At 59.7% G+C, this 22545-nt stretch carries 19 protein-coding genes; 7 read left to right on the top strand and 12 right to left on the bottom strand.

What is annotated here, in order from left to right:
• Positions 1-14: 14 nt before the first annotated feature.
• From HUS57_RS05615 to HUS57_RS05600, 4 genes are all read right to left on the bottom strand, one after another.
• A complete protein-coding gene (locus HUS57_RS05615; RefSeq protein ID WP_173931891.1) occupies positions 15-398 on the bottom strand; it encodes a PTS glucitol/sorbitol transporter subunit IIA in 384 nt (127 codons plus the stop codon).
• Positions 399-419: 21 nt separating this feature from the next.
• Positions 420-1433 (bottom strand): PTS glucitol/sorbitol transporter subunit IIB, encoded by a 1014-nt coding sequence (locus HUS57_RS05610; RefSeq protein WP_281409288.1) that lies wholly within the window; start codon positions 1431-1433, stop codon positions 420-422.
• Between the two features lie 20 nt (positions 1434-1453).
• Positions 1454-2212 carry a PTS glucitol/sorbitol transporter subunit IIC gene (locus HUS57_RS05605; protein ID WP_173931889.1) on the bottom strand — a complete coding sequence of 253 codons (759 nt, stop codon included), beginning with the start codon at positions 2210-2212 and terminating at the stop codon, positions 1454-1456.
• Positions 2213-2323: 111 nt separating this feature from the next.
• Positions 2324-2764: a transcriptional regulator GutM gene (locus HUS57_RS05600; RefSeq protein ID WP_173931888.1), complete on the bottom strand. Its 441-nt coding sequence runs from the start codon at positions 2762-2764 to the stop codon at positions 2324-2326.
• Positions 2765-2917: 153 nt separating this feature from the next.
• Here HUS57_RS05600 and HUS57_RS05595 point away from each other — a divergent pair, with 153 nt between their 5' ends.
• Together HUS57_RS05595 and HUS57_RS05590 are read left to right on the top strand one after the other, a co-directional pair.
• Entirely contained in the window at positions 2918-3550 is a 633-nt protein-coding gene (locus tag HUS57_RS05595) for a hypothetical protein (protein ID WP_173931887.1), read from the top strand.
• A 191-nt stretch (positions 3551-3741) separates the two neighbouring features.
• Positions 3742-5415, top strand: a complete 1674-nt coding sequence (locus HUS57_RS05590; RefSeq protein WP_173931886.1) for a Na/Pi cotransporter family protein — start codon at positions 3742-3744, stop codon at positions 5413-5415.
• 178 nt (positions 5416-5593) lie between these two features.
• Here the strand turns inward: HUS57_RS05590 and HUS57_RS17805 are convergent, their stop codons facing one another.
• The 6 genes from HUS57_RS17805 to HUS57_RS05560 all read right to left on the bottom strand — a co-directional run bounded on the left by HUS57_RS17805 (position 5594) and on the right by HUS57_RS05560 (position 13741).
• Positions 5594-6256, bottom strand: a complete 663-nt coding sequence (locus HUS57_RS17805; protein WP_210256055.1) for a carbohydrate-binding protein — start codon at positions 6254-6256, stop codon at positions 5594-5596.
• Positions 6253-6567, bottom strand: a complete 315-nt coding sequence (locus HUS57_RS05580) for a hypothetical protein (RefSeq protein WP_173931885.1) — start codon at positions 6565-6567, stop codon at positions 6253-6255. Before HUS57_RS05580 ends, HUS57_RS17805 begins: the two co-directional genes overlap by 4 nt.
• 246 nt (positions 6568-6813) lie before the next feature.
• Positions 6814-8868: a M3 family metallopeptidase gene (locus HUS57_RS05575; protein WP_173932309.1), complete on the bottom strand. Its 2055-nt coding sequence runs from the start codon at positions 8866-8868 to the stop codon at positions 6814-6816.
• Between the two features lie 82 nt (positions 8869-8950).
• Positions 8951-10141: an osmoprotectant NAGGN system M42 family peptidase gene (locus HUS57_RS05570; RefSeq protein WP_173931884.1), complete on the bottom strand. Its 1191-nt coding sequence runs from the start codon at positions 10139-10141 to the stop codon at positions 8951-8953.
• 18 nt (positions 10142-10159) lie between these two features.
• Positions 10160-11869 (bottom strand): N-acetylglutaminylglutamine synthetase, encoded by a 1710-nt coding sequence (ngg, locus tag HUS57_RS05565; protein WP_246727781.1) that lies wholly within the window; start codon positions 11867-11869, stop codon positions 10160-10162.
• 96 nt (positions 11870-11965) lie between these two features.
• Complete coding sequence (locus HUS57_RS05560) at positions 11966-13741, bottom strand: N-acetylglutaminylglutamine amidotransferase (RefSeq protein WP_173931882.1); 1776 nt, start codon at positions 13739-13741, stop codon at positions 11966-11968.
• Positions 13742-13853: 112 nt separating this feature from the next.
• Here HUS57_RS05560 and HUS57_RS05555 point away from each other — a divergent pair, with 112 nt between their 5' ends.
• Both HUS57_RS05555 and HUS57_RS05550 read left to right on the top strand, forming a co-directional pair.
• The gene (locus HUS57_RS05555; RefSeq protein ID WP_246727749.1) at positions 13854-14378 is read left to right on the top strand and encodes a MarR family transcriptional regulator; all 525 of its coding nucleotides are present in this window, start codon (positions 13854-13856) and stop codon (positions 14376-14378) included.
• Between the two features lie 119 nt (positions 14379-14497).
• Entirely contained in the window at positions 14498-16558 is a 2061-nt protein-coding gene (locus tag HUS57_RS05550; RefSeq protein WP_246727748.1) for a 3-hydroxyacyl-CoA dehydrogenase NAD-binding domain-containing protein, read from the top strand.
• Between the two features lie 47 nt (positions 16559-16605).
• Here the strand turns inward: HUS57_RS05550 and HUS57_RS05545 are convergent, their stop codons facing one another.
• Together HUS57_RS05545 and HUS57_RS05540 are read right to left on the bottom strand one after the other, a co-directional pair.
• Complete coding sequence (locus HUS57_RS05545) at positions 16606-17682, bottom strand: MBL fold metallo-hydrolase (protein WP_246727747.1); 1077 nt, start codon at positions 17680-17682, stop codon at positions 16606-16608.
• Positions 17683-17776: 94 nt separating this feature from the next.
• Positions 17777-18607 carry an alpha/beta hydrolase gene (locus tag HUS57_RS05540; protein WP_173931879.1) on the bottom strand — a complete coding sequence of 277 codons (831 nt, stop codon included), beginning with the start codon at positions 18605-18607 and terminating at the stop codon, positions 17777-17779.
• A 229-nt stretch (positions 18608-18836) separates the two neighbouring features.
• On the opposite strand from HUS57_RS05540, the gene HUS57_RS05535 reads away from it, so the two are divergent.
• The 3 genes from HUS57_RS05535 to HUS57_RS05525 are packed head-to-tail and all read left to right on the top strand — an operon-like array spanning position 18837 to position 22454.
• On the top strand, positions 18837-20474 hold the full coding sequence (locus HUS57_RS05535) for a benzoate-CoA ligase family protein (RefSeq protein WP_173932305.1): 1638 nt from the start codon (positions 18837-18839) through the stop codon (positions 20472-20474).
• Positions 20461-21294, top strand: a complete 834-nt coding sequence (kynA, locus tag HUS57_RS05530) for a tryptophan 2,3-dioxygenase (protein ID WP_246727746.1) — start codon at positions 20461-20463, stop codon at positions 21292-21294. The genes HUS57_RS05535 and kynA overlap by 14 nt, the downstream gene beginning before the upstream one ends.
• A gap of 26 nt (positions 21295-21320) precedes the next feature.
• Positions 21321-22454: an ABC transporter substrate-binding protein gene (locus tag HUS57_RS05525; RefSeq protein WP_173931877.1), complete on the top strand. Its 1134-nt coding sequence runs from the start codon at positions 21321-21323 to the stop codon at positions 22452-22454.
• The last annotated feature ends 91 nt before the right edge of the window (positions 22455-22545 follow it).

The raw sequence follows: 22545 nt of genomic DNA, 5'->3' as shown, positions 1-22545 counted from the left end.
GCAAGGCAGAAGTGTCAGCCATCCGTTTCGATTACAAGTTGCACGCCCGGCCGCAATTCAGCCACGAGCGCTTTCCCGTCCACAGGCTCGGCGCAAATCTCTCCGGGGCGCTCAGCCTCGGAAGCACCGTTAAAGCTCAAGACGACATGACCCATGTCAGCCACCTTGGCCCATGCCGTCTCGCCCATGGCGGTAATCGTGGCAGTGAGCTTGCCAATGCGCACCGTTGCGCCAACCGCGGGCGGCAAGCCGGCCGGGCCCTCGGCCGCATGCAGCACGGAGACTTCTGCAAGTTCCGGAGGGGCGCCGTCAGCAAACAGGATGACGACGCCGCTCTCGGCGAGGTCCGCCACTTCCGGCCCGATGCCCGTAAACCGGGTCTTGTAATGGATCGTCATGAGGACCTCATTCCACCTTTCCTAAAGCACGAACAGGCTGAACACCCAGGCGATTAACACGGAGACCGGCCCCATTATCTGACGGCTGATGAGCACCGCAGGCACGCCGATCTCCACCGTCTTCGGCTTTGCCTCGCCGAGCGCAAGGCCCACCGGCACGAAGTCACAGCCGACCTGAGTGTTGTATGCAAACAGCGCCGGCAGTGCCATAGCAGGCGAAATCGTACCGTTGGCAATCTGCGGGCCTATGATGGCAACGCCGATCACCTGTGCGATGACCGCACCAGGCCCGAGAACCGGCGAAAGGAATGGCAGCCCGCAAATGGCCGAGATGACGAGCAGACCAACGATGTTGTTAGCGAGCGGACCCATGGGCTGGGCAAGCAGATCCCCGATACCCGTATACAGAATGAGGCCGATCAGCATGGTGACGAAAGCCATGAAGGGCAGCACGTTACGCACCACCTGGTCGATCGTCCGCCGCCCAGCATTGAAGAAGACACCGACGACGCGGCCCATTACGCGGCCGATTGAACTGATCAGGCCAACAATGCCGCCACCTTCTTCGGCGGGTTGCAATGGTGCCGCCGAGGGTGTGGAGAAATCCGCCGGCGATTTTGCCGCGCCACCGATTGCGCCTGTCGTCACCGCCTCGCCGGCTTCGGCGAGCGCCATGTCGGCGGGAGTGACGCCGGAGACATAGATGTCCTCGGTGATGAACTGCGCCAGCGGCCCCACCTGTCCGACGGGCATGACGTTGATCGTGGGGATGCGCTTGCGCGGATAGACGCCGCAGCGTGCAGTGCCGCCGCAATCCACCACCACCGCTGCAATCTCACCTTCTACCGGCGGTGTGCGGAAGCCGTCGACAACCTCCCCCCCGGTCAGCTCCGCAAGCCGGCGGGCAACGGGATGGATTTCGCCCCCGGTGATGGAGACGATCTTGCTGCGCTCGATGGTCGGTTTGATGACGAGGGGGCCGCCCCAGCCGCCGGCACCCTTCGTGACCTTGACGGCAGTGAATTCCTTGACGATGGACATTGTTGTGCCCTCCCTCAGAGCTCGACGCCCTGCCGGCGCGCCATGATCATCGTGATGCGCTCCGTCAGCATGCCTTTTAGCAGGATGACGATGAGGCCCACGATGGCGTACCAGACCGCAACGTTGATGTGATAGCCGGTCGGGACCGAGCCGTTACGCTCCAGTTCCAGAAGTGCCACCAGAATCCCGCCCCAGACGAAATATTCGCCGGGATTTACATGCGGAAAGAGGCCGAGCGGCGGATGAACATAGGAAACTGCCGCATCGTAGAAAGCGGGCTTGTGCTTTTCCTCAAGAAAGGTTCCGAAGGTGTAGGCCATCGGATTCGTAAGGAAGAAGACGGCAAGCACGGGAAGGATCGTATAGCGGGTCAAGGCGATCCGTCCCGCCCATTGGGCAGCACCGTGCACGCGCTGTTCGCCGATAAGCTCTGTCAGCGCATAGAACGCCGTCATCAGCACCACGAGGGTTGGAATGATCCCGGTTACGAAACCGGCGAACACTTCACCACCCTGTTGAAAGATGCCGATGAAGTAGCGTCCCGCTGCCGAAAGCCACCCAACCTGCTCTTCCTGCTCGACGCCCTCAAGCCGCTCCCGGAATTCCTCCACCGTAATGCCGTTCTCGGCCTGGGCGAGAATGATAAGTTTGTCGGCTCCGTCTTGGATCGTATGACCGCTGTGGAGGACAGCGTCCTGCACCAGCGCGCCTGCGTGATTGAGGCTCAACGCCGCCAGATCGGCGTGTTGAGCCAATATGGATACAAATGACATGTCGCCTCCCGTTAAAATCGGCCCGCAGGCCGAAAGCTCCTCCAGATCCCGTTTCGCCCCCACTTGGCGATCAATTGCTGCCCGGATATGGATCCGTGCCGTTGGCCGGATCTAAGCCCCGGTTTCCACCGCATTGAGCGGGATCGGGGCCTCGCCGCTCTTCTGCCCGCGCGCCTTGTCGATCTGCTCCACCGCCCTGGCGACGGCAAGAGCGACCCCCGGCTCTGCTTCCTTCAGTATTTGTGATTCGCCGCGCAGGTCATCGAGGCTCTGCCCCTCGTAATGCGGCATCCGCACAAATTTGGCCAAGACCGACCGACCGCTCATCTGGAGGAAGCGTTCGATCCTCAGCGCTTCATCGACCACGACGAGCACGATAACACCCTTGCCGAGTCGGCCCTTGGCATTTCCCGCACCCACATAGCCTTGCTTGTAACGGTTGGAGATGCCCTTCATGACATCGGTATAATGGCGCATTTGCAGCCAGGTGCCGAAAGACTGCAAGCCCCAGACAACAGCTAGCGCCAGGATAGCCCATTGCCAAATAGCCATCGAAGCCTCCCTGCGCCGCGTTGAAGCGGCGCTCCTCCACTTGAAGGAGAACATCTGTCTTTACAGTTGTCAATATGTATAAAAGAGGCCAAATTGATCCTGGATTTTTTTCTGTATCCATTTTCTGCAGCACCTTCGAAGGAAGGATCAAGCATGATGTTTCAGAACACTCTTGCCTCACTTCCCGATCCACGTCATAGGCTGCGGCAATGGCGCTGGTTCCGCATGGCCTTTCGCAGGCATGCCAGCGAGGTGCGCGACGCTTTCGGCATCGGCTATGAGATCGATGACGTCAGCTTGGCACGGGTCTTCTTCGACTGGCTCGAGAGTTTGGACGAATTGCGCGCGCATTTGCCTATGGACAGATCGGATCTGATCGTGCTGGCCGCCGGCGTGCTTCTGCGCGAATTGCTGCGCGGCGCCCCGGTAGATGACCATTCAGCGCCAGGGCAGCTATCTCCTGCAAAGCAGACAGATGAGAAAGCTTCGGGAATGGCCGACATCGCCCGTTTCTGGCCGGAAGGCTTTCTGTACACAAGCTTCTGCATTTTCGGTGTATCCGCCGTCAGTCAGCAAGACGGCGACAGGCCCGTCGAACCGGGCAAGTTCGCGGAGGACCTTCGTTTCTGGTGGTCGTTCAAGGAAAATGCGAAGGAAATGCCTTCATTAGCAATACCCTTCCTCCACCGCATGGTGGATCGGGAACCGAACTGGATTATGCCCGATGCTCCGGCGGTCGGCTCGTTGCTTCATCCCGGACGGTCGACACTGCGGCTGCCGGCTTAGCTGAACCGTCTTTCTCCGCACTGCTCGGCATGATGCGTGCGGCAGCCCTGCGCCACAGGAGCTTTCGCCCTAGATTTACCAGCAGACTTGAATTCCGTTTTCTTCAGAAAGGCTGATTGATCAACGCAAATGCCCGCAACACCCTCCTTATATTACTGCAAGTTCTTTCGGCATCATAAAGGGATGCAACAATGAGCGGGACGCTGGTGATCATACATCTGGCCGGCGCGGTAGCTCTCCTGCTTTGGGCCACGCGCATGGTACGCACGGGTGTCACACGCGCCTATGGCGACGTGCTCCGCCAGAGGCTGAGAGCCGCGCTGCGCAACCCCTTGATGGCGGTGCTCGCAGGCACAAGCCTTGCTATCGCCTTGCAGAGTTCAACCGCCGTTGTGCTTCTAGTCGGCTCATTCGTTGGATCGGGCATTGTAGGCGGTACTGCGGGCTTGTTCGCCGTATTGGGGGCCGATCTGGGTTCGGCGCTCGTGGTCAGGATCCTGAGCTTCGACCTTAGCCTTCTCATTCCGATCAGCCTTTTTGCAGGCACCAGCATCTTTCTTGCCACGGAGAGCCGGAACTGGCGGCAGGTCGGACGTATCCTCGTCGGCATCGGCCTTCTTCTTTTATCCCTGCAGATGATCGGACGGGCCTCCGAGCCGCTTCGCCAAAGCACCGTGCTGCCGGTCATCACAGCCTATCTGGAAGACGATCCAGGCATTGCCTTCCTGCTGGCGGCAATAATCACGTGGCTCTTTCATTCAAGTATCGCCACAATCCTGCTTCTGGTGGCGCTCGCGGCCAGAGGTATCATCTCGCCGGAACTTGGAATCGTGCTCGTGCTTGGCGCAAATCTCGGAGCCGGCCTCATTGCGACGGCGCTATCACGAACGATGCCGGCCTCGGCTCGTGCCGTACCCGTTGCCAATCTGGCCTTGCGCGGCCTCTTCTCTATCCTCATCGTGACGGGCTTCGTCCTGCTCGATCCCTCGCCCACATTCCTGGGTGGCGAGCCATCAGCACAAGTGATCCACGCCCATATCGGCTTCAACCTTATCGTCGTGATCCTTGGCCTGCCGCTTGCCACTTTCGTCTATAGGGCCGCCGAGATGATCCTGCTTAGGACAGGTGCGCCCGCGCATGGCCCGACCGAAGACCCGTTCGAGGTAAGCGCCCTCGATCCAGACGCACTGGACAGGCCGGCCGAGGCAATCGCCAACGCCACGCGCGAAGTTGTACGCATTTGCGAAACTCTCGAAGTGATGCTCGTGCGCATCATCGGACTTTACGAGGATTACAGCCCAGAAGCTGCAGCAGCTCTTGCCGCCCTGGATGACCGCATCGATCGCCGGCACGCCGCGGTGAAGCTTTATCTCGCGGAAATCGCCCGGCGAGAACTCAGCGAAGCCGAATCGCGCCGCGTGCAGGAGCTTCTCAACGGGTCGATAAGGCTGGAACAGGCTGGCGACGTCATCGTGCGCAACATGCTCGTCCATGTCCGCAAGAAGCACGAGCGCAATCTCACCTTCGCGCCTGAGGGTTGGGAGGAGGTAAGCTCCTTCCATGCGGCAGTGCTGGCAAATGCGCGCCTTGCCTTCAATGTACTGGTGACACGCGACAAGCAGACTGCGCGCCAACTCGTGCAGGAGAAAGACCGCCTGCGGGATCTGGAGAAGTCGACCAACCGCCGGCATTTCGAACGTCTTCGCAAACGTAAGAATGTCAGCGTGGAAAGCAGTTCGTTGCACCTCGACACGATCAGGGATTTGAAGCAAATCAACTCACTGCTTGCTTCGAGCGCCTATCCCGTTCTCGAGCAGGAAGGCCTGCTCCGCGCATCGCGTCTGGACGTGCCCCATCATAACTAAGCCAGCGGGTGGCAGGCAGCCCCTGGTGAACCTCGCCGCAATGAACGACCGGGAGAAGCGTGTCCGGCTTCTCCCGGTGCAGCTCCGCAAGTTTCAGTGTTTCCGGAACGTCGGATCTCAGTTTTTTCTTTTCCCGGAATTCCGCGGGAAAGCCATATGGACGCTTCCTGGAGTTCCTCTAGGTCATGGCTCCGTAACTCTTGACGAATAGGTCGCGAACGACGCCTCCGGTGATGGAAACGACAACGAAGCTGACCGTATCCCCTTCGGCAACCGACACGTCGAGACTGGAAATTGCTTGGGGATTGCCTTGCGTTACCATGATAGGCCCTAAAACCATCGAGCCTCCCACCTCTAGGTAAAGATCGACAGCGCTGCCGGGATCGCCGTCGATTATCTCGGCATAGAGATAAGCCTGCACACTTGCCGCATTGGCACGGCGATCAGCGTAGTACCCCCCGGGCACGATGCCCTCGCTCCTGAAGATGGAGACGCCGTAGCTTTCATAGGCGTCGCCCGTATGACCCTTCTCACCTTGCGGACCTCGCTCACCGGCCGGCCCCACTTCACCCTGGGGGCCTCGTTCGCCACGCGCACCCTGCGCTGCCAGCAATGTCCAGAAGGTTGCCCAGTTTGTCCCCTTCCCCGGTTCGCTTTCAGCGAAAGCGGCATGAGGCATAGTGCAACGATAGGAAGAGCCGGCATGGAGAACCGCATCGCGCATGGCGTAGGAAACGCCGGGCGACCACTCCTCCTGCCAGTTGAGGCCAATTGGACCTTGCGTGCCGGTGGAGAAGACCGAGACCGGATGGATGGTGTTGTTGACCGTGACTTTGCTCATCGCGTGGCGATCCAGATTTCATCGGTGGTCTTCACGCAGCCATCCGGAAAGGTCCGCGCAATTCTCAGGTAGTTGAGATTTCCAAGGTTGAGCTGAGCCGCCGCCTCCTTCGGCAGATGGAAATGCACCGTGCCGTTGACGGGGTCCGTCTTTATCAGGACGGCTTCGGCAAACGGGCTTTCCGGATTTGCGGAGTGAACCGTGAAGGTCTGGTTTGTAAGGTCCTCCGGATCGCCGTTCTCATCCCTGAAAACGAGATCGAAGTCTATGCAGCTTCCATAGGTGACCTGAACCGGACTGGATTTGGACATATTGCACCTCCTGCGGCAACGCCTTTCGACGTGCTCTCGCGCCTTCGAGCAAGCCCGAGACGACCTTCTGACAGGCCGATGCTAATGCGGCGTCGATTGGCGGGGATATTTTTCGCCATGGCGGAAAGGCAACCGGCGGCAACGCGCTGCCTTCCGCCAAGGGCGAACCCATTCCTGTCCCCGCTGACTGAACGGCAATCGGCAAAGAACGAGCGGAGGTTACAGCCCGCAGAGAAAGGTTGGGCCTCAGATGAGGCCCTTCTTCTCCATCATCGCTTCAGGGCTTGGTAACCGCCCGCGGAACGCCTTGTAAAGGTCTTCCGGATCGGCGGACCCACCGGCCGCATAAATATGCTGCCGCAGCTTCGCAGCCACTTCCGGATGGAAGGGATCGCCCGCCTCCTCGAAGGCACGGAAGGCGTCCGCATCGAGAACTTCCGACCACATGTATGAGTAATATCCTGCCGAATAACCATCGCCGGAGAAGACGTGCAGGAAGTGCGGCGTGCGGTGGCGCATCGGAATCGCTTCCGGCTTCCTCAACTCCTCCAGCACTTCCGCTTCAAAGCGCAGCGGATCTTCCGGCGCTTCCGCCCGGGCGTGAAAAGCCATATCTACAAGCGCCGAAGCGGTGAACTCGACCGTGGCGAAGCCCGCGTCGAAGTTGCGGGCATCTCGCATCTTCTGAAGAAGCTCGGCCGGCATCGGCTCGCCTGTTTCCACATGGCGCGCGTGTCTGGAAAGCACCTCCGGCACGGTGAACCAATGCTCATAAAGCTGCGAGGGAAGCTCCACGAAGTCGCGTGCTACCGAGGTGCCGGCAATCGAAGGCCAGGTGACGTCGGATAGGAGGCCGTGCAGGGCGTGACCGAATTCATGAAAAAGAGTGCGCGCATCGTCCACCGATAGGAGAGCGGGCTTGTCCTTGGGCGGCTTGGCAAAATTCATCACATTGTAGATGATCGGCATCTGCCCGCCCCCGAGCTTGTAACCGGACTGCAAGGCGCTCATCCAGGCGCCCGAGCGTTTGGAGGGTCGGTTGAAATAGTCGGCAAGGAAGAGCCCCCGCTCTGACCCATCCGCATCCCTCACCACAAACACGCGCACATCCTCGTGCCAGGCAGCAATCTTCTCCTGCTCCTCGAAAGTGAGGCCGAAAAGACGGCCGGCAACGTCGAAGGCAGCCGCAATAACATTGTCCAGCGCAAGGTATGGCTCCAGCGCACCCTCATCGAACGCAAAACGTTCGGCTCTCAGCTTCTCGGCGTAATATCGCCAGTCCCAGGCAGCAATCGGATGATTGCGCCCGCCCACAGCAGCAAGACGCTGCAACTCCTTCTCGTCGGCCGCGGCCCTTTCCCGAGCCTTCTGCCAAACAGGCTGCAAGAGCTGCATCACGGCTTCAGGGGTCTTTGCCATCGTGTCATCGAGCTTGTAGGCAGCGTAGTTAGGGTAGCCCAGCAGCCTTGCCTTCTCTGCACGTAATTGCAGCGTCTGCCTCACGATTCCGGCATTGTGCGCCTCCCCTCCATTGTCGCCACGGCCAATGAAAGCCCGCAGCACCTTCTCGCGCAGATCACGACGGCTGGAGAAGGAAAGAAACGGCTCGGCAATCGAACGCGACAGGGTGACGGCGTACCGCGCCGGCTGCCCACGGGATTCGGCCGCTTCGGCCATGGCACTTTTCAGGGAGGATGGAAGGCCGGCAAGATCTTCCTCATCGAGGAAGAGAACCCACTCGCTCTCATCCTTGAGCACATTCTGGCCGAACCGGGCTCCAAGCTCGGCAAGCTGCTCATTGATCTCTGCCAGCCGCGTTTTCCCCGATTCATCCAGCCTGGCACCGCCGCGCACAAAACGTTTCCAAGTCTTTTCCAGAACGCGCAAAGTTTCCTTGTCGAGGCCCAGTTCCTCCCGCCGCCTGTAAAGATCGTCGATACGCTGAAAAAGCGCCGCATTCATGAAAATGTTCGAATGGTGGCGTGCCAGGCGCGGCGAGAGCTCCCGCTCAAGCTTCTGTATTTGGGCATTCGTATGCGCGCCCGCCCGGCACCAGAAGATTGCAGAGACTCGCGACAGCGCCTTGCCGGAAAGCTCCAGCGCGCCCAGCGTATTCTCCACCGTTGCAGGCTCATCCTGACCGGTGATGCCCGCGATTTCGGCCTCATGGGCAGCGAATGCCGCATCGAACACGGGCGCAAAATCCTCATCCTTTAAGAGCCCGAATTCCGGCAGACCAAGCGGCCCGTTCCAGGCGGTTAGCGGATGTGTTGCGAGATCGACTGAAGCTTGGCTCATCACCATGAAAACCCTTGAAGAGATGGAGTATGTAACCGGCATGCCCGATGTAGGACCGGCCAAGTTCCGGCGCAACTGGCAACAGTCAGACGCTTCTACCCGTAACCGGTGTGGGCGGGTTAAGCGATTGGTCGAATTCCGGCTGCTCGGCTTCCTCGGTCGGCTGCTCGGTGAAGCCCTTGAGACCTGAAGCCAGTTCCCTGACGTCGCGCGTTATCTCCAACGGGCTGGCGATGTAGCGCCCGACAAGCTCCGCCACGGAACAAAGCGCGTGAACATGAATGCGCTCATAACCGTGGCTCGCATCAACGCCGAACGCGACCAGCGCGGTGCGTACATCATGGCCCGCCTCGACGGCGGAGGCCGAATCCGAGCGGTAATATCGAAATATGTCCTTCTGGAAAGGAATTGCGTGCTGACGGCAAAGATCTATGAGTTTTTTCGTCAGATGGTAATCAAACGGTCCAGACTGATCGGCCATGGCAATCGTGGCGCCAAATTCGGACGAGTTCTGTCCCGGCGCAGTGGTGCCATTATCGATAGTCAGCATCGAGGCTATTTCCGGTGTCACGATGGAAGCGGCTCCGACGCCCACCTCTTCAGCGATGGTGAAAAGCCAGTGGATATCGACCGGTGCCGTCAAGTTCGCTCGCTGAATGGCTTCGATCACCGCGAGCGCAATCGCCACACCGGCCTTGTCGTCAAGATGGCGTGAAACAATGAAGCCGTTGTCAAGAAATTCAGGCTTAGGGTCGATGGCGACAAAATCGCCCACATCGATGCCCAGCGCTTTTGTTTCCTCCCCGGATTGCGTTACCGCGTCTACGCGCAGTTCCACTTGGGTCCAGCCAACGGGGAGTTCGTCTACTTCCTCGTTGAATGTATGGCCTGATGCTTTCAATGGGAGGATCGTGCCGCGGAAACTGCCCTGCTCTGTGAAGAGAGTGACACGCGCCCCTTCGGCAAAGCGCGCCGACCAATGGCCGATGGGCACGAGTTCCAGCCGTCCATTCTCCTTTACCAGCTTCACCTGCGCGCCGATCGTGTCGAGATGGGTGATGATCGCCCGTGCGCCCAGCCGGTGACGCCCGCGCCGCAAGGCGCGTATGGCGCCGCGCCGCGTCAATTCCGGCTCAAGGCCTAGCCGCTCCAACTCTTCCGTGCAGTAGCGGACGATCTGGTCCGTGTAGCCTGTCGGGCTGGGGATTGCGAGTAGTCCCGCGAGTTGCCGTAGCAGGTAGGCTTGATCGATCTTCAACTCCGGCCCGCCCACCATGCTCGCTCCCGACTGTCTTCAAAGCCTGCCGAGCGCCAGCGCCGCCGATTTCTGGCCCGAAAGGGGAAACAGAAGATCGACAAAGCGCTCCGCGGTCGGCTGGGGCTCGTGATTGGCGAGGCCCGGCCTCTCATTCGCTTCGATGAAAACATAGTCCGGCTCGGTCGGGCTGCGAACCATGAAATCGATACCGACCACAGGAATGTCGATCGCCCTAGCCGCCTTGCAAGCCGCTTCAACAAGCCGGGAATGCACGATGCCGGTCACGTCGTGGATTGACCCGCCCGTATGCAGGTTCGCCGTCTTGCGCACCAGGATCTCCTCCCCCTCTTCCGGCACGCTATCCAGCTTATAGCCCAAAGCCGCAAGGCAGCGTTCCGTCTCGCCGTCGATAGGGATGGTGCTCTCGCCTCCGGTAGCGGCGGCCCTTCTGCGAGATTGGCTTTCAATCAGGCTTCGGATATCGCTGCGCCCGTCCCCCAAGACCGACGGAGGACGGCGTACCGCCGCCGCCACCAGCTTGAAGTCGATCACGACGAGCCGCAGATCCTCGCCATCGAAACAGGCTTCGACCAGCACACGATCGGAAACCGTGCGCGCAGCGGCGATTGCACGCCGAACGTCCTCGATGTTGTCGAGACCAACGGCAACACCGTTGCCTTGCTCCCCACGGGCTGGCTTCACCACCACGCGCTTATGCCTGGCAATAAAGCTTTGCAATGGTTCATCATCGTCGCCGACGACCATCTGTTCAGGCACTTTCAGCCCGGCATTTTCCACTATCCTGCGCGTCACAGCCTTATCGTCACAGATCGACATTGCGACCGCCGATGTAAGGTCCGATAGACTTTCACGGCAATGAATGGAACGGCCCCCCTGCGACAGACGAAAGAAACCGCTTTGAGCATCGGTAACATCTACGTGGATGCCGCGCCGGAGTGCTTCATCAACGATGATCCGAGCGTAGGGATTGAGCGCGTCATACTCTTCCACAGGACGGGCAAAGAGCTTTTCGTTGATAGTGTTCTTGCGTTTCACCGCGAAAACAGGAACACGCCGAAATCCGAGCTTTTCATAGAGCGCAATCGCCTGCTCGTTATCGTGCATTACCGATAGGTCCATGTGGCTTGCGCCACGCGCCTTAAACAATTCTGCCAGGCGCCGCACGAGCATTTCCCCGATACCCGGCTGGCGGGCTTGCGGGGATACTGCAAGGCACCACAGCGAACTGCCGTTTTCCGGATCGTTGAACGCCCGCCGATGGTCGATGCCGGTTACCGTGCCGATGATCTCGCCGGAGGAATTGTCTTCGGCCACCAGATAGGTAATGGCGCGAATATGCCGGTTGGACCAGAAAAAATCCGGGCGCACCGTCACCATTCCCCGCGATGCGTAAATGGTATTCACCGCCTGGGCATCCGCCTCGGAGGAAAGCCGGCGGATAAAGAAGCCTCTGGGCTGGCGGCGGCTGGACCTGTAGGTAGATAGGTCCAGCCTGTAGGTGTGTGAGGGGTCGAGAAAGACCTCCTGGGGCGCAAGCGACAGCAGAACGTGCGGATCGCGAACATAGAAGGCAATGTCGCGGCTGGCGGGACCTTCCTCGCGCAGGGCTTCCACGATTTCCTCGTTATTGTCGAAGGTCTGCGCGAAGATGAGGCGGCCCCAGCCGCAATCCAGGGCCACCGCATTTCCTTGCTCCTGATCGGGCATTTCAACGGGCGGCTTCATGGAATCATGCCGCAGCCGCTTGAGCCGGTGCGCGAGTGCCTTGTCATGCCGCATATGGCTTTTCCTCTCATCCCTCGGCGACTTCTTCGTCATGGATCAGATACCGTGGGTCTGCAACCAGAGTTCCAGCAGCCCCACCTGCCAGAGCTCCGATCCGCGCAGCGGCGTCAGATATGCTGTCGGATCGGAAAGGAGCCGCTCCTGGTAATCCTGGCGCAGGATCGCCCGCTCGCGAGCAGGGCGTGCTGACAGCGCATCGCGCACCATCTCAAGATACGGTCCGTCGATGTATTTGAGTTGCGGTACCGGGAAATAGCCCTTTTTCCGGTCGATCACCTCGCTCGGGATCACCAGTCGGGCCGCATCCTTAAGGACGCCCTTGCCGCCATGTTTCAGCTTTTCCTCAGGCGGGATTTTGGCCGCCAGTTCGACCAGTTCGTGATCGAGGAAGGGAACCCGGGCCTCCAGGCCCCAGGCCATTGTCATGTTGTCTACCCGCTTCACCGGATCATCGACCAACATGACGTGCGTGTCGAGACGAAGGGCGGCATCCACGGGAGTATCTGCCCCTGGTTGGTTCAAATATGCAGCCACCAGATTACGGCTGAAATCCTCGTCAACCAGCCATTCCGGATTGGTCTGTTCGGCAAGACGTTCATGCGAACGGTCGAAGAAGACGCGGGCATAATCGGCCACCACGTCATTGGAACTGGCTAGCGGTGGGTACCAGTGATAGCCGCCAAACACCTCGTCCGCCCCCTGCCCCGACTGCACCACCTTGATGTGCTTCGAGACCTCCTGCGACAGGAGATAAAAACCGACATTGTCGTAGGAAACCATCGGCTCGGACATGGCCGCGAAGGTCCCGGGCAGCGCATCCAGCAGCCGTTTCGAAGACACGGAGATCTTGTGGTGGTCGGTGCCGTAATGCTTCGCGATGAGATCGGAATAGGCGAACTCGTCTCCCTTCTCGCCGTGAGCTTCCTCGAATCCGACGGAGAAGGTCATCAGCTCGTGCTGACCCTGCTCGGCCAGCAGCCCAACGATGAGACTGGAATCGACACCGCCGGAAAGCAGCACACCAACGGGCACATCCGCCACCATGCGCCGCCTTATCGCCGTGCGCAGCAGATCAAGCACGCGATCGCGCCACTCTTCCGAACTTAGTCCCGAAAGCGCAGGATCCCGCTCGTAGCGCGGATTCCAGTAAAGCGTGTCAGAAATCCGCCCATCGGCCTCAACTACCCGTATCGTGGCTGGCGGAAGCTTCTTGATGCCTTTGATGATCGTGCGCGGCGGGGGCACCACGGCATGGAAGGTAAGATAGTTGTGGAGCGCGTAACGGTCTATTGAGGTATCGACGTCACCTGCCTTCAGGAGCGCTGGCAGGCTTGAGGCAAAACGCAGGCCCGCCGCATTTTGGGTATAATAGAGAGGCTTGATGCCCAGCCGGTCCCGCACCATGATCAGCCGGCCCGTGTCGCGCTCGTGAATGGCGAAGGCGAACATGCCGAGGAACCGGTCAACGCACTCCTTTCCCCAGGCATGATAAGCCTTAAGCACGACCTCCGTATCGCCATCGGAGAAAAAGCGGTATCCCCGCTCCTGCAGTTCGCTGCGCAGTTCCGGATAGTTGTAGATACATCCGTTGAACGCGATCGTCAGTCCAAGTTCCTCGTCCACCATCGGCTGGCGGGATTTGTCGGAAAGATCGATGATCTTCAGCCGCCGGTGCGACAGCGCGGCATTGCCGTGCATGATCATGCCTGCGCCATCGGGGCCGCGCGGGTTGAGCGCTTCCATCATCCTGGTTTGAACAAGTGCTGATGGCTGCGCGCCATCGAAGCGTATTTCGCCGCAAATTCCACACACGATTCTGGCCGGGCCCTCCGTTTCTTTTTACGTCGAAGGTGATATGATTTGGTTTAATATCATTCGATTGTCAAATTAATCCATGCCGGATAAGCCGGATTCTTCAGCGCCCGTGGACAACGCATCATCGAGTAGAAGGTTGCGTAATCAGGAGTTGCGCATTGCGGAAAAAGCCATTCGCGAGCTTGTGCGAGCGTACAACCAACAATCGCGGGAACTCTTAAAGACCACCGGATTGACTTCGGCGCAGCTTGTCTTGATGAGCGGCATTGCTGAACTCGGGGAAGTGACATCAATCGCCCTTTCAGCCTATGCAGATATCAGTCCCGCCACAGTGGTCACCGTTCTCGACAATCTGGAGGAGCGGCAGCTTGTCCAACGCTATCGCTCGACGAAAGACCGGAGGATCGTCCATACGAAGCTTACGGAAGCAGGTGAAGCATTAGTGCAGAAAGCGCCGGCTTCCCTGGGCGAGGCGTTCGCAGAGCACTTCGCTCGAATCGAAGCCGAGGAAAGACGCAGGATCATCGAAGGTGTAACGACACTTGCGCAACTCCTGTCCCGCGGCAACGCCCCCGTTTCAGCTTCGTCCCGCAGCTGCACGGAGCCGCCGCAAGATTCCGGGAGTAAGCTCTGACCAAGAACGGCAAGCAAAGGTTGCACCCATCCCACACATTCCGACCCTTTGCTTGAAAGCAGATCTCCTTCGTAATAACGATTGCACTACTTATAAAATACAAAAGGAGGAGAAGGGTTTTGCCCCCAGTAACGCTTGAGAAGCGCAATGGGATAGCGCTTCTGATTATCGATAACCCGCCCGTTAACGCGCTTGGACACGCGGTCCGTGCCGGCCTTGCAGAAAGCATCAGGGCAGCGGAAGCCGACGGAACGGTTGAAGCCATCGTGATCGCGTCGGCAGGCAAAACCTTCATCGCAGGTGCGGACATCAAGGAATTCAACGCGCCACCGCAGCCGCCTTCACTTCCTGAACTGCTCGCCGCGATAGACGCCTGCAAAAAGCCTTTTGTGGCGGCAATTGACGGCGCAGCGCTTGGGGGCGGACTGGAAGTGGCGCTCACCTGTGACTTCCGGCTGGCGACGCCGGCCTCGACCTTGGGCCTGCCGGAGGTCAAGCTGGGACTTATTCCCGGTGCTGGCGGCACGCAGCGCCTTCCGCGCCTAATCGATCCGGCCGCGGCACTCTCCATGATGGCAGAGGGCAATCCGAAAACGGCCGAGGCTGCTGCGAGGCTTGGCATTGTCGATGAAATCATTCCGGCAGAGAACCTGCTCGACGTGGCGGTCACCTTTGCAAGGCAGCGCGCAGCAGAAGGCGCCAAGCGGCGCCTGAGCGAGCGTACACCTGCATCAGCGGAGCGTGCAGCAGTGGAGGAAGCGGCCACCAAGATCCTGAAAAAGCGGGCGGGCGAGCCCCAGGTGGAAGCGATCGTCCGATGCGTGCGCGCCGCTTTCGAGGAAAGCTTCAAGGATGCAACGCGGTTAGAACGGGAACTCTTTCTGCAACTGAAGGAAAATGAGCGTTCGAAGGCCCTCCGTTATGCCTTCTTTGCTGAGCGTGAGGCGGCACGCAAGCCGCAGGTTGCCGAGGGAGCCGCGCCACGCCCCGTGAAGCAGGTAGCAATTATTGGCGGCGGCACAATGGGCAGCGGCATCGCCATCGCCTTTCTCGACGCAGGCATAGCCACCACCGTCATCGAAACCGATGAGGCAGGCGCATCCCGCGCGGCCGAGCGCATCTCGGGCAATTACCAGTCCGCCGTCGACCGCGGAAGGATTTCCGCGGAGCAGAAGGAGGATCGTCTTTCCCTGCTGAAGACCGAGGTAGGTCTGGACAAGGTTGGCCAGGCGGATCTCGTGGTGGAAGCAGCCTTCGAAGACATGGCGGTGAAGCGCGAAATATTTTCAACGCTCGACCGGATCGCAAAGCCCCGCGCGGTTCTTGCGACCAACACCTCATATCTTGACGTGAACGAGATTGCCGCCGCCACCGCCAGGCCGGAAGACGTGCTTGGTATGCACTTCTTCAGCCCGGCCAACATCATGCAGCTTGTTGAAGTCGTCCGGGCAAGCGCCACCTCCGACGAGACCCTGCTGACTGCCATTGCAACTGCAAAGATGCTGCAGAAGACGCCCGTGGTCGTCGGCGTCGGCCATGGCTTTGTCGGTAACCGCATGCTGGCGCGACGCTCCGAGCAGGTGGACCGGCTGCTGCTTGAGGGAGCCTCGCCAAGCGAAATTGATGCGGCGCTGACCGAGTTCGGTTTTAAGATGGGACCGTGCGCAATGGGCGATCTTGCCGGACTGGACATTAGCTGGCGCATGCGCAAGGCGACCGGCAGAAGGGCACCTGCAGCCGATGCGTTGTGCGAAGCCGGTCGACTGGGCCAGAAGACGGGAAGAGGCTATTATCTTTATCCCGATGCTTCCCGCAAAGGTGTCCCCGACCCTGAAGCCGAGACGATCATTCAGGCGGCAGCCGAGCGCGAAGGCATCGCAAGACGCACGATTTCCCGCCAGGAGATCCTCCAACGCCTCATCTATCCCATGATCAATGAGGGTGCGCGCATACTGGAGGAAGGCATTGCAGAGCGTCCTGCCGATATCGATGTGATCTGGCTTCACGGCTATGCCTGGCCGCGTTGGCGGGGCGGTCCAATGTATTATGCGGATCAGATGGGGCTTGCTACCATTGCCGCCGAGCTTGAGCGCCTTTCGACTGACCAGAAGGACGAGTCGCTTGCGCCGGCAGGCCTTCTTGCCAGCCTCGCCCGGGAAGGAAAAGGCTTCCATTCCTGACAAGCCGCCGGCGGCCCTCGTCCCGCCGGCACGGCCCGCACTTCAGACTAGCCGTTGGCGGAGTAGCGGTAGATGCCCTCCGACTCGAGGCGCTGCAAACGCTCGCGTGCGACCAGGTAGTTCACATGGGCAAGCGCCTCGGCAAAGGCGAAGCTACGCTGTTGAGGATCGAGAGGGCGGGGAAACAGAACCGGCAGCAATTCACCTACTGTCATGGGGCGGTCTGCAACCGCTTCCAAGATTCGGTCGCAGCGGCGGTGATGATGCGCGGAAAGCTCGTCGATCCGCTGGTGTAGCCCCTTGAATGGCAGGCCATGGCAAGGCAGAACGAGTACGTCAGACGCAACACGCTCCCTTATCTCCCCCAGAGACCGCAGATACTCATCCAGCGTATCGTCATCGGGCGCAAGTGGCGTGATGCCGACATTGGGAGAAATCCGCTGCAACACCTGATCCGTCGAGAAAAAAGCGCCTGATTTCGCACCGTACAGCATGACCTGTTCCGGCGCGTGGCCGCCGCCTGTCAATACTTCGTACGCGGTACCACCCAGATGCAGCGACATGCCGGCAAGCAGCCGGCGGAACGTGCCAGGAAGCGGCGAGCACATATCCAAGAATCTCTGGCCGCGCTCGGTGACCACCGATGCCAACTCGGGTTCGACCCCGTGTGACTCAAGAAAGCCTTTTCTGAACCGCATCAGCCCGCTGCCGGCAGGATGGGAAAGTCCGCGGGCAAGCAGGTAATCGGTTGCGCTCATATGCAGCGGAATATTGAACTTGGCAGCAAGCCAGCCGGCAAGGCCTACATGGTCCGGATGGTAGTGGCTGACAATCACGCGCTCCAGACGCTCACCGGCAAGCGGGCCAGAGAACAATTCCTCCCAGATCGAACGAATCCTGGCATCGTCGACGCCGGTATCGAGCAGCGCCCAACCGTCTTGTCCCCTTATGAGGTAGACATTGACATGATCAAGCGCGAAGGGAAGCGGCAGGCGAACCCAGAGGATGCCATCGGCGACCTCCACCGGGGCCCCCCATTCCGGTGGGGACTCGACCAGCACCTCAGTATCTGACAAATCCGCAGCACGGGAGGCGAGGGAAAGAATTTTATTGCTGAAACTCAAGGTCAAAAGTTGCCTGTCTTGTTGGAGATAGAAGCGGGTGGCCCGATTAATACGAAACCGGAACCGCAAAGACATTATCGACTTAAACGATAAACTATCCTTCGCATAGAGCTTCGGTCAAAGGATGACTTGCGTCGGCAAGTCCCTCGATAACGTTGAAATGATGGCGGTCCGGTTCCACTACAGAAGCGGTCACCGCCCCAAGGCCGGTCCAGATATTGGCAAGAAGCGCGCTCTGTCGCAAGAACTCCGCCCTCTCGCTACCGCCGACCCAGCAGACAACCCGCGCACCCTCCACCGGCTGCAGGAGGGCCGGACTTTGCGCAACCGCTTCGTCCTCGTCGATACGAAGCTGTTCATTCATTGCGGTGCGCATGAGCGGGCGCAGATCGTGCAGCCCTGAAATGGAGACAACGCGGTGGATACGCCACCTCAGCTCATCCGACAATGGGGATGCACGAGCGATCATGCGGCTCACCAGATGCCCGCCGGCGGAATGCCCGGCAAGCATTACCGGCCCTTTCACGAGGCCGGCCGCCTTGACGATTGAGGCAGCAATTTCATCCACGATGCCTGAAATGCGGATGTCAGGACAGAGCGTATAGGAAGGCATTGCCACGGCGTAGCCCAATTCCACGCTGCCACCGGCCAGATGGGACCAGCAGCTCTTGTCGAGCTTCAGCCAATAGCCGCCATGGACAAACACCACCAAGCCCTTCGGAGTCCCGTCCGGCAGGAAGAGATCGAGCCGGTTACGAGGTGCCTGGCCATAGGCGATATCGAGCCTTGCCCGCTTCTTCTCCTCCATGTGTTTACGAAATGCACGCGCCGGTTCCACCCATGCCCCCGGCCAGCGTTGGGCATCCGGGATGTTCGGCCCGTTCGCATAGGCATCATCCCAGTCCGAGATCATCCGCTCCAGCATCACCAAGCGCTCCCTGCCGCCGTGAAACACCACACAGGGACGAAGGAAAATGGTCGATGTCAATATGCAAAACGAAAAGCTTTATGCTTGAAGTAATTCCGGAGCGGTGTCATGCTGAGTTAGGGAAATGACAGCCACGGCGTCTGCGCGATGGATTGGGCAAGGTGGGAGCACTGCCCCGCAGCAGCCACGCCGCCGGCTTGCGGAGGAGGTAAAACGTCACCCGATGATGTTGGGACCGACAGCGCATATCGATACTTTTGCTCGCGACAATCTACCGCCGCGGGAACAGTGGCCGGCATTCCTGCTCGATGGTTTTGAATATCCTGAATACTGCAACGCTGCGGTGGAACTCACCGACAGGCAGGTAGAACAAGGTCTGGGTGATCACACGGCCCTGATCGGCCACGGCAGACGGCGCACCTACAAGGAGCTTTCCGACTGGACCAACCGCCTCGCCCGCGCATTGGTAGAAAATTACGGCGTCAAGCCGGGCAATCGCGTGCTGATTCGCGCTGCAAACAATCCCGCTATGGTGGCGTGCTGGCTGGCTGCCACAAAGGCGGGAGCGGTGGTCGTCAACACCATGCCTATGCTGCGTGCCGCCGAACTTGCGAAGATTGTTGACAAGGCCGAAATCTCGCTTGCCCTCTGTGATACGCGGCTGATGGACGAGATGATCGCCTGTGCCAAGGAAAGCCGCTTTATGAAGCAGGTAGTCGGCTTCGACGGCACGGCGAACCACGACGCGGAGCTCGATCGTGCTGCCCTCGACAAGCCGGTGACGTTCGAGGCGGTTAAAACTGGCCGGGACGATGTGGCGTTACTGGGATTTACCTCGGGTACTACCGGCATTCCGAAGGCCACGATGCACTTCCACCGCGACCTTCTGATCATCGCGGATTCCTATGCAAAGGAGGTGCTGAAGGTCAGGCCGGAGGATGTCTTTGTCGGCTCACCGCCGCTCGCCTTCACATTTGGGCTTGGCGGGCTTGCCGTCTTTCCGCTCCGCTTTGGCGCTGCGGCGGCCCTTTTGGAGCAAGCAACCCCGGCCAACATGATCGAGATCATAGAGACCTACCGCGCAACGGTCTGTTTCACCGCTCCGACGGCTTATCGGGCCATGCTGAAGGCCATGGAGCAGGGCGCCGATCTTTCGTCCCTGCGCGCGGCAGTCTCCGCAGGTGAGACTTTGCCGGCGCCGGTTTTCGAGGAATGGATGAAGAAAACCGGAAAGCCGATCCTCGACGGCATCGGCTCCACCGAGATGCTTCACATCTTCATCTCCAACCGTTTCGAGGACCTGAAGCCCGGGTCGACCGGAAGGGCCGTCGGCGGCTACGAGGCGCGCATCGTGGATGACGAGATGCGCGAGGTTCCGCGCGGTACGCCCGGCAAGCTCGCAGTGCGCGGCCCGACCGGCTGCCGCTACCTCGCCGACGACCGACAGCGCGACTATGTGCGAGAGGGCTGGAACGTCACCGGTGACACTTTCCTCCAGGACGAAGAAGGCTTTTTCCATTTCGTTGCCCGCTCCGACGACATGATCATCAGCGCCGGCTACAATATCGCAGGGCCGGAAGTTGAAGCCGCCCTGTTGACGCACCCGGATGTCGCTGAATGCGCCGTGATTGGCGCCCCCGATCCGGATCGAGGCCAGATCGTGGAGGCACATATAGTGCTCGTCGAAGGCGTGGAGCGCGACGAAGCATGCATCCGGCGGCTTCAGGAGCATGTGAAGGCGGCAATCGCGCCGTATAAATATCCGCGCTCGATCAGATTTACCGACGCGTTACCCAAGACGCCGACGGGCAAGCTCCAGCGCTTTCGGCTAAGGGCGGAGTATCGTTACGATGAAAGCGCCTGACCCTGCCACCGAAGGAGCCGAGATGTCGTTTAAGGATCGGATGTCCTACAGCGACTATCTCTGTCTTGACCGTGTGCTTGACGCACAGGTACCGCTTTCATTTGCCCATGATGAAATGCTGTTCATCATCCAGCATCAGACGTCGGAACTATGGATGAAGCTGGCGCTCCATGAAATCGGCGCGGCCATGCAGATGATCCGCCAGGACAAGCTGGAGCCTTCCTTCAAGATGCTGACGCGTGTGGCGCGGATCTTCGAGCAGTTGAACAATGCCTGGGACGTCCTGCGGACCATGACGCCCAGCGAGTACACGCAATTCCGGCACGCTCTTGGCCAATCTTCCGGCTTCCAATCCTGGCAGTACCGCGCCATCGAATTCATGGCAGGGAACAGGAATCTTGCCATGTTGCGCCCTCACGCGCACAGGCCGGATCTGTTGGCGAAACTGGAGGCAATTCTCGACCGGCCCTCCCTTTACGAGGAGGCCATCCTCCTTCTTTCCCGCAACGGATTTGACGTCGGGATGGACGCCAGCCGCACGAGCTGGCGCGAGACAAGGATGCAGAGCGAGGAAGTGCTTGCAGCATGGCAGGCAGTTTACAACGATCCCCAGCGGCATTGGATGTTCTATGAACTGGCCGAGAAGCTGGTCGATTTCGAGGATTACTTCCGCCGCTGGCGCTTCAATCATGTTACGACAGTGGAGCGGATCATCGGGCTAAAGCGTGGAACAGGCGGTACTTCCGGCGTTTCGTATCTGAAGAAGATGCTGGAGGTTGAACTGTTTCCCGAACTCTGGAAAGTACGCACAAAGCTCTGACGCAACGGCAATCGCAGGAGGGGAAAATGAAACTTATCGCAGCAGGAATATTCAGCGCGGCGCTCGCTCTGTCGAGCACCGCCCTGGCGGAGCCAGTCAAGATCGGCATCATCACCACGCTTTCGGGCGGCGGTGCCGGGCTTGGCATCGATGTGCGCGACGCCTTCGTACTGGCCGTCGAGCAGTCCGGAAACGAGGAGATCGAGCTTGTCATCGAAGATGACGGGCAGAAGCCGGAACTTGCCGTTCAGATCGCTGAAAAGATGATCCAGAGCGACCAGGTTGATCTCATGACCGGCATAATATGGTCCAACCTTGCCATGGCCGTGGTGCCGAATACGGTTGCCCAGGACATCATCTATCTTTCTCCCAACGCCGGCCCGTCGGCGCTGGCAGGGGCAAACTGCCATCCCAATTACTTCAACGTCGCCTACCAGAATGACAATTTCCACGAGGCGATGGGGCAGTACGCCGCGCAGAATTACAAGAACACCTTCATTCTTGCGCCCAACTATCCGGCGGGCAAGGATTCGCTTACGGGCTTCAAGCGCTTCTATACCGGAGAGCTTGCAGGCGAGATCTATACGCAAGTCGGCCAGACCGATTATGCGGCCGAAATCGCGCAGATCCGCGCTTCGGGCGCCGATTCGGTCTTCTTCTTCCTTCCGGGGGGCATGGGCATTGCCTTCATGAAGCAATACGCCCAGTCCGGCGTTGACATTCCTGTCATGGGGCCCGGCTTTTCCTTCAGCCAGGACGTGCTGCCGGCTGTGGGAGATGCGGCGCTCGGCGTGAAGAACTCCGCAAGCTGGTCGAAGGACCTCGACAATGAAGCGAACAAGCGGTTCGTCGAGGCATTCGAGGCCGAGTTCGGACGCCTTCCCTCGGTCTATGCGGCTCAGAGCTGGGACACGGCCAATCTCATTCTCTCGGCGCTCTCCAAGGCGAGCGTGAAGGATAAGGAAGCATTCCGCGCCGCACTCAAGGAGGCCGATTTCGAATCGGTACGCGGGGAGTTCTCCTTTAACAATAACAACCATCCGGTCCAGAACATCTATGTCCGCGAGGTCATCAAGGAGGGCGACGTGCTGACCAACCGCATCATCGGCACAGCCTTCGAAGATCATTCGGACGCCTACGCCAAGGATTGCCCCATGTAAGCGGCGCAGCCCGTTCCTCTTTCCGGGACCCGGAGTAGCCGGGTCCCGGTGTTCCGCCCGCCCTTCCGGCGGATCCCTTTCGGCTTTTCAA

It is taken from the genome of Chelativorans sp. Marseille-P2723, from assembly GCF_902809845.1.
GTDB lineage: Bacteria > Pseudomonadota > Alphaproteobacteria > Rhizobiales > Rhizobiaceae > Chelativorans.
This window is presented reverse-complemented; position numbering and strand designations above follow the sequence as displayed.

Excerpts from the sequence above, each read along its gene's own strand:
- HUS57_RS05615 (WP_173931891.1), bottom strand. The coding sequence starts at position 398 with ATGACGATCCATTACAAGACCCGGTTTACGGGCATCGGGCCGGAAGTG.
- HUS57_RS05605 (WP_173931889.1), bottom strand. The coding sequence starts at position 2,212 with ATGTCATTTGTATCCATATTGGCTCAACACGCCGATCTGGCGGCGTTG.
- HUS57_RS05600 (WP_173931888.1), bottom strand. The coding sequence starts at position 2,764 with ATGGCTATTTGGCAATGGGCTATCCTGGCGCTAGCTGTTGTCTGGGGC.
- HUS57_RS05595 (WP_173931887.1), top strand. The coding sequence starts at position 2,918 with ATGATGTTTCAGAACACTCTTGCCTCACTTCCCGATCCACGTCATAGG.
- HUS57_RS05590 (WP_173931886.1), top strand. The coding sequence starts at position 3,742 with ATGAGCGGGACGCTGGTGATCATACATCTGGCCGGCGCGGTAGCTCTC.
- HUS57_RS17805 (WP_210256055.1), bottom strand. The coding sequence starts at position 6,256 with ATGAGCAAAGTCACGGTCAACAACACCATCCATCCGGTCTCGGTCTTC.
- HUS57_RS05580 (WP_173931885.1), bottom strand. The coding sequence starts at position 6,567 with ATGTCCAAATCCAGTCCGGTTCAGGTCACCTATGGAAGCTGCATAGAC.
- HUS57_RS05570 (WP_173931884.1), bottom strand. The coding sequence starts at position 10,141 with ATGGTGGGCGGGCCGGAGTTGAAGATCGATCAAGCCTACCTGCTACGG.
- ngg (WP_246727781.1), bottom strand. The coding sequence starts at position 11,869 with ATGAAGCCGCCCGTTGAAATGCCCGATCAGGAGCAAGGAAATGCGGTG.
- HUS57_RS05540 (WP_173931879.1), bottom strand. The coding sequence starts at position 18,607 with ATGCTGGAGCGGATGATCTCGGACTGGGATGATGCCTATGCGAACGGG.
- HUS57_RS05535 (WP_173932305.1), top strand. The coding sequence starts at position 18,837 with ATGTTGGGACCGACAGCGCATATCGATACTTTTGCTCGCGACAATCTA.
- kynA (WP_246727746.1), top strand. The coding sequence starts at position 20,461 with ATGAAAGCGCCTGACCCTGCCACCGAAGGAGCCGAGATGTCGTTTAAG.
- HUS57_RS05525 (WP_173931877.1), top strand. The coding sequence starts at position 21,321 with ATGAAACTTATCGCAGCAGGAATATTCAGCGCGGCGCTCGCTCTGTCG.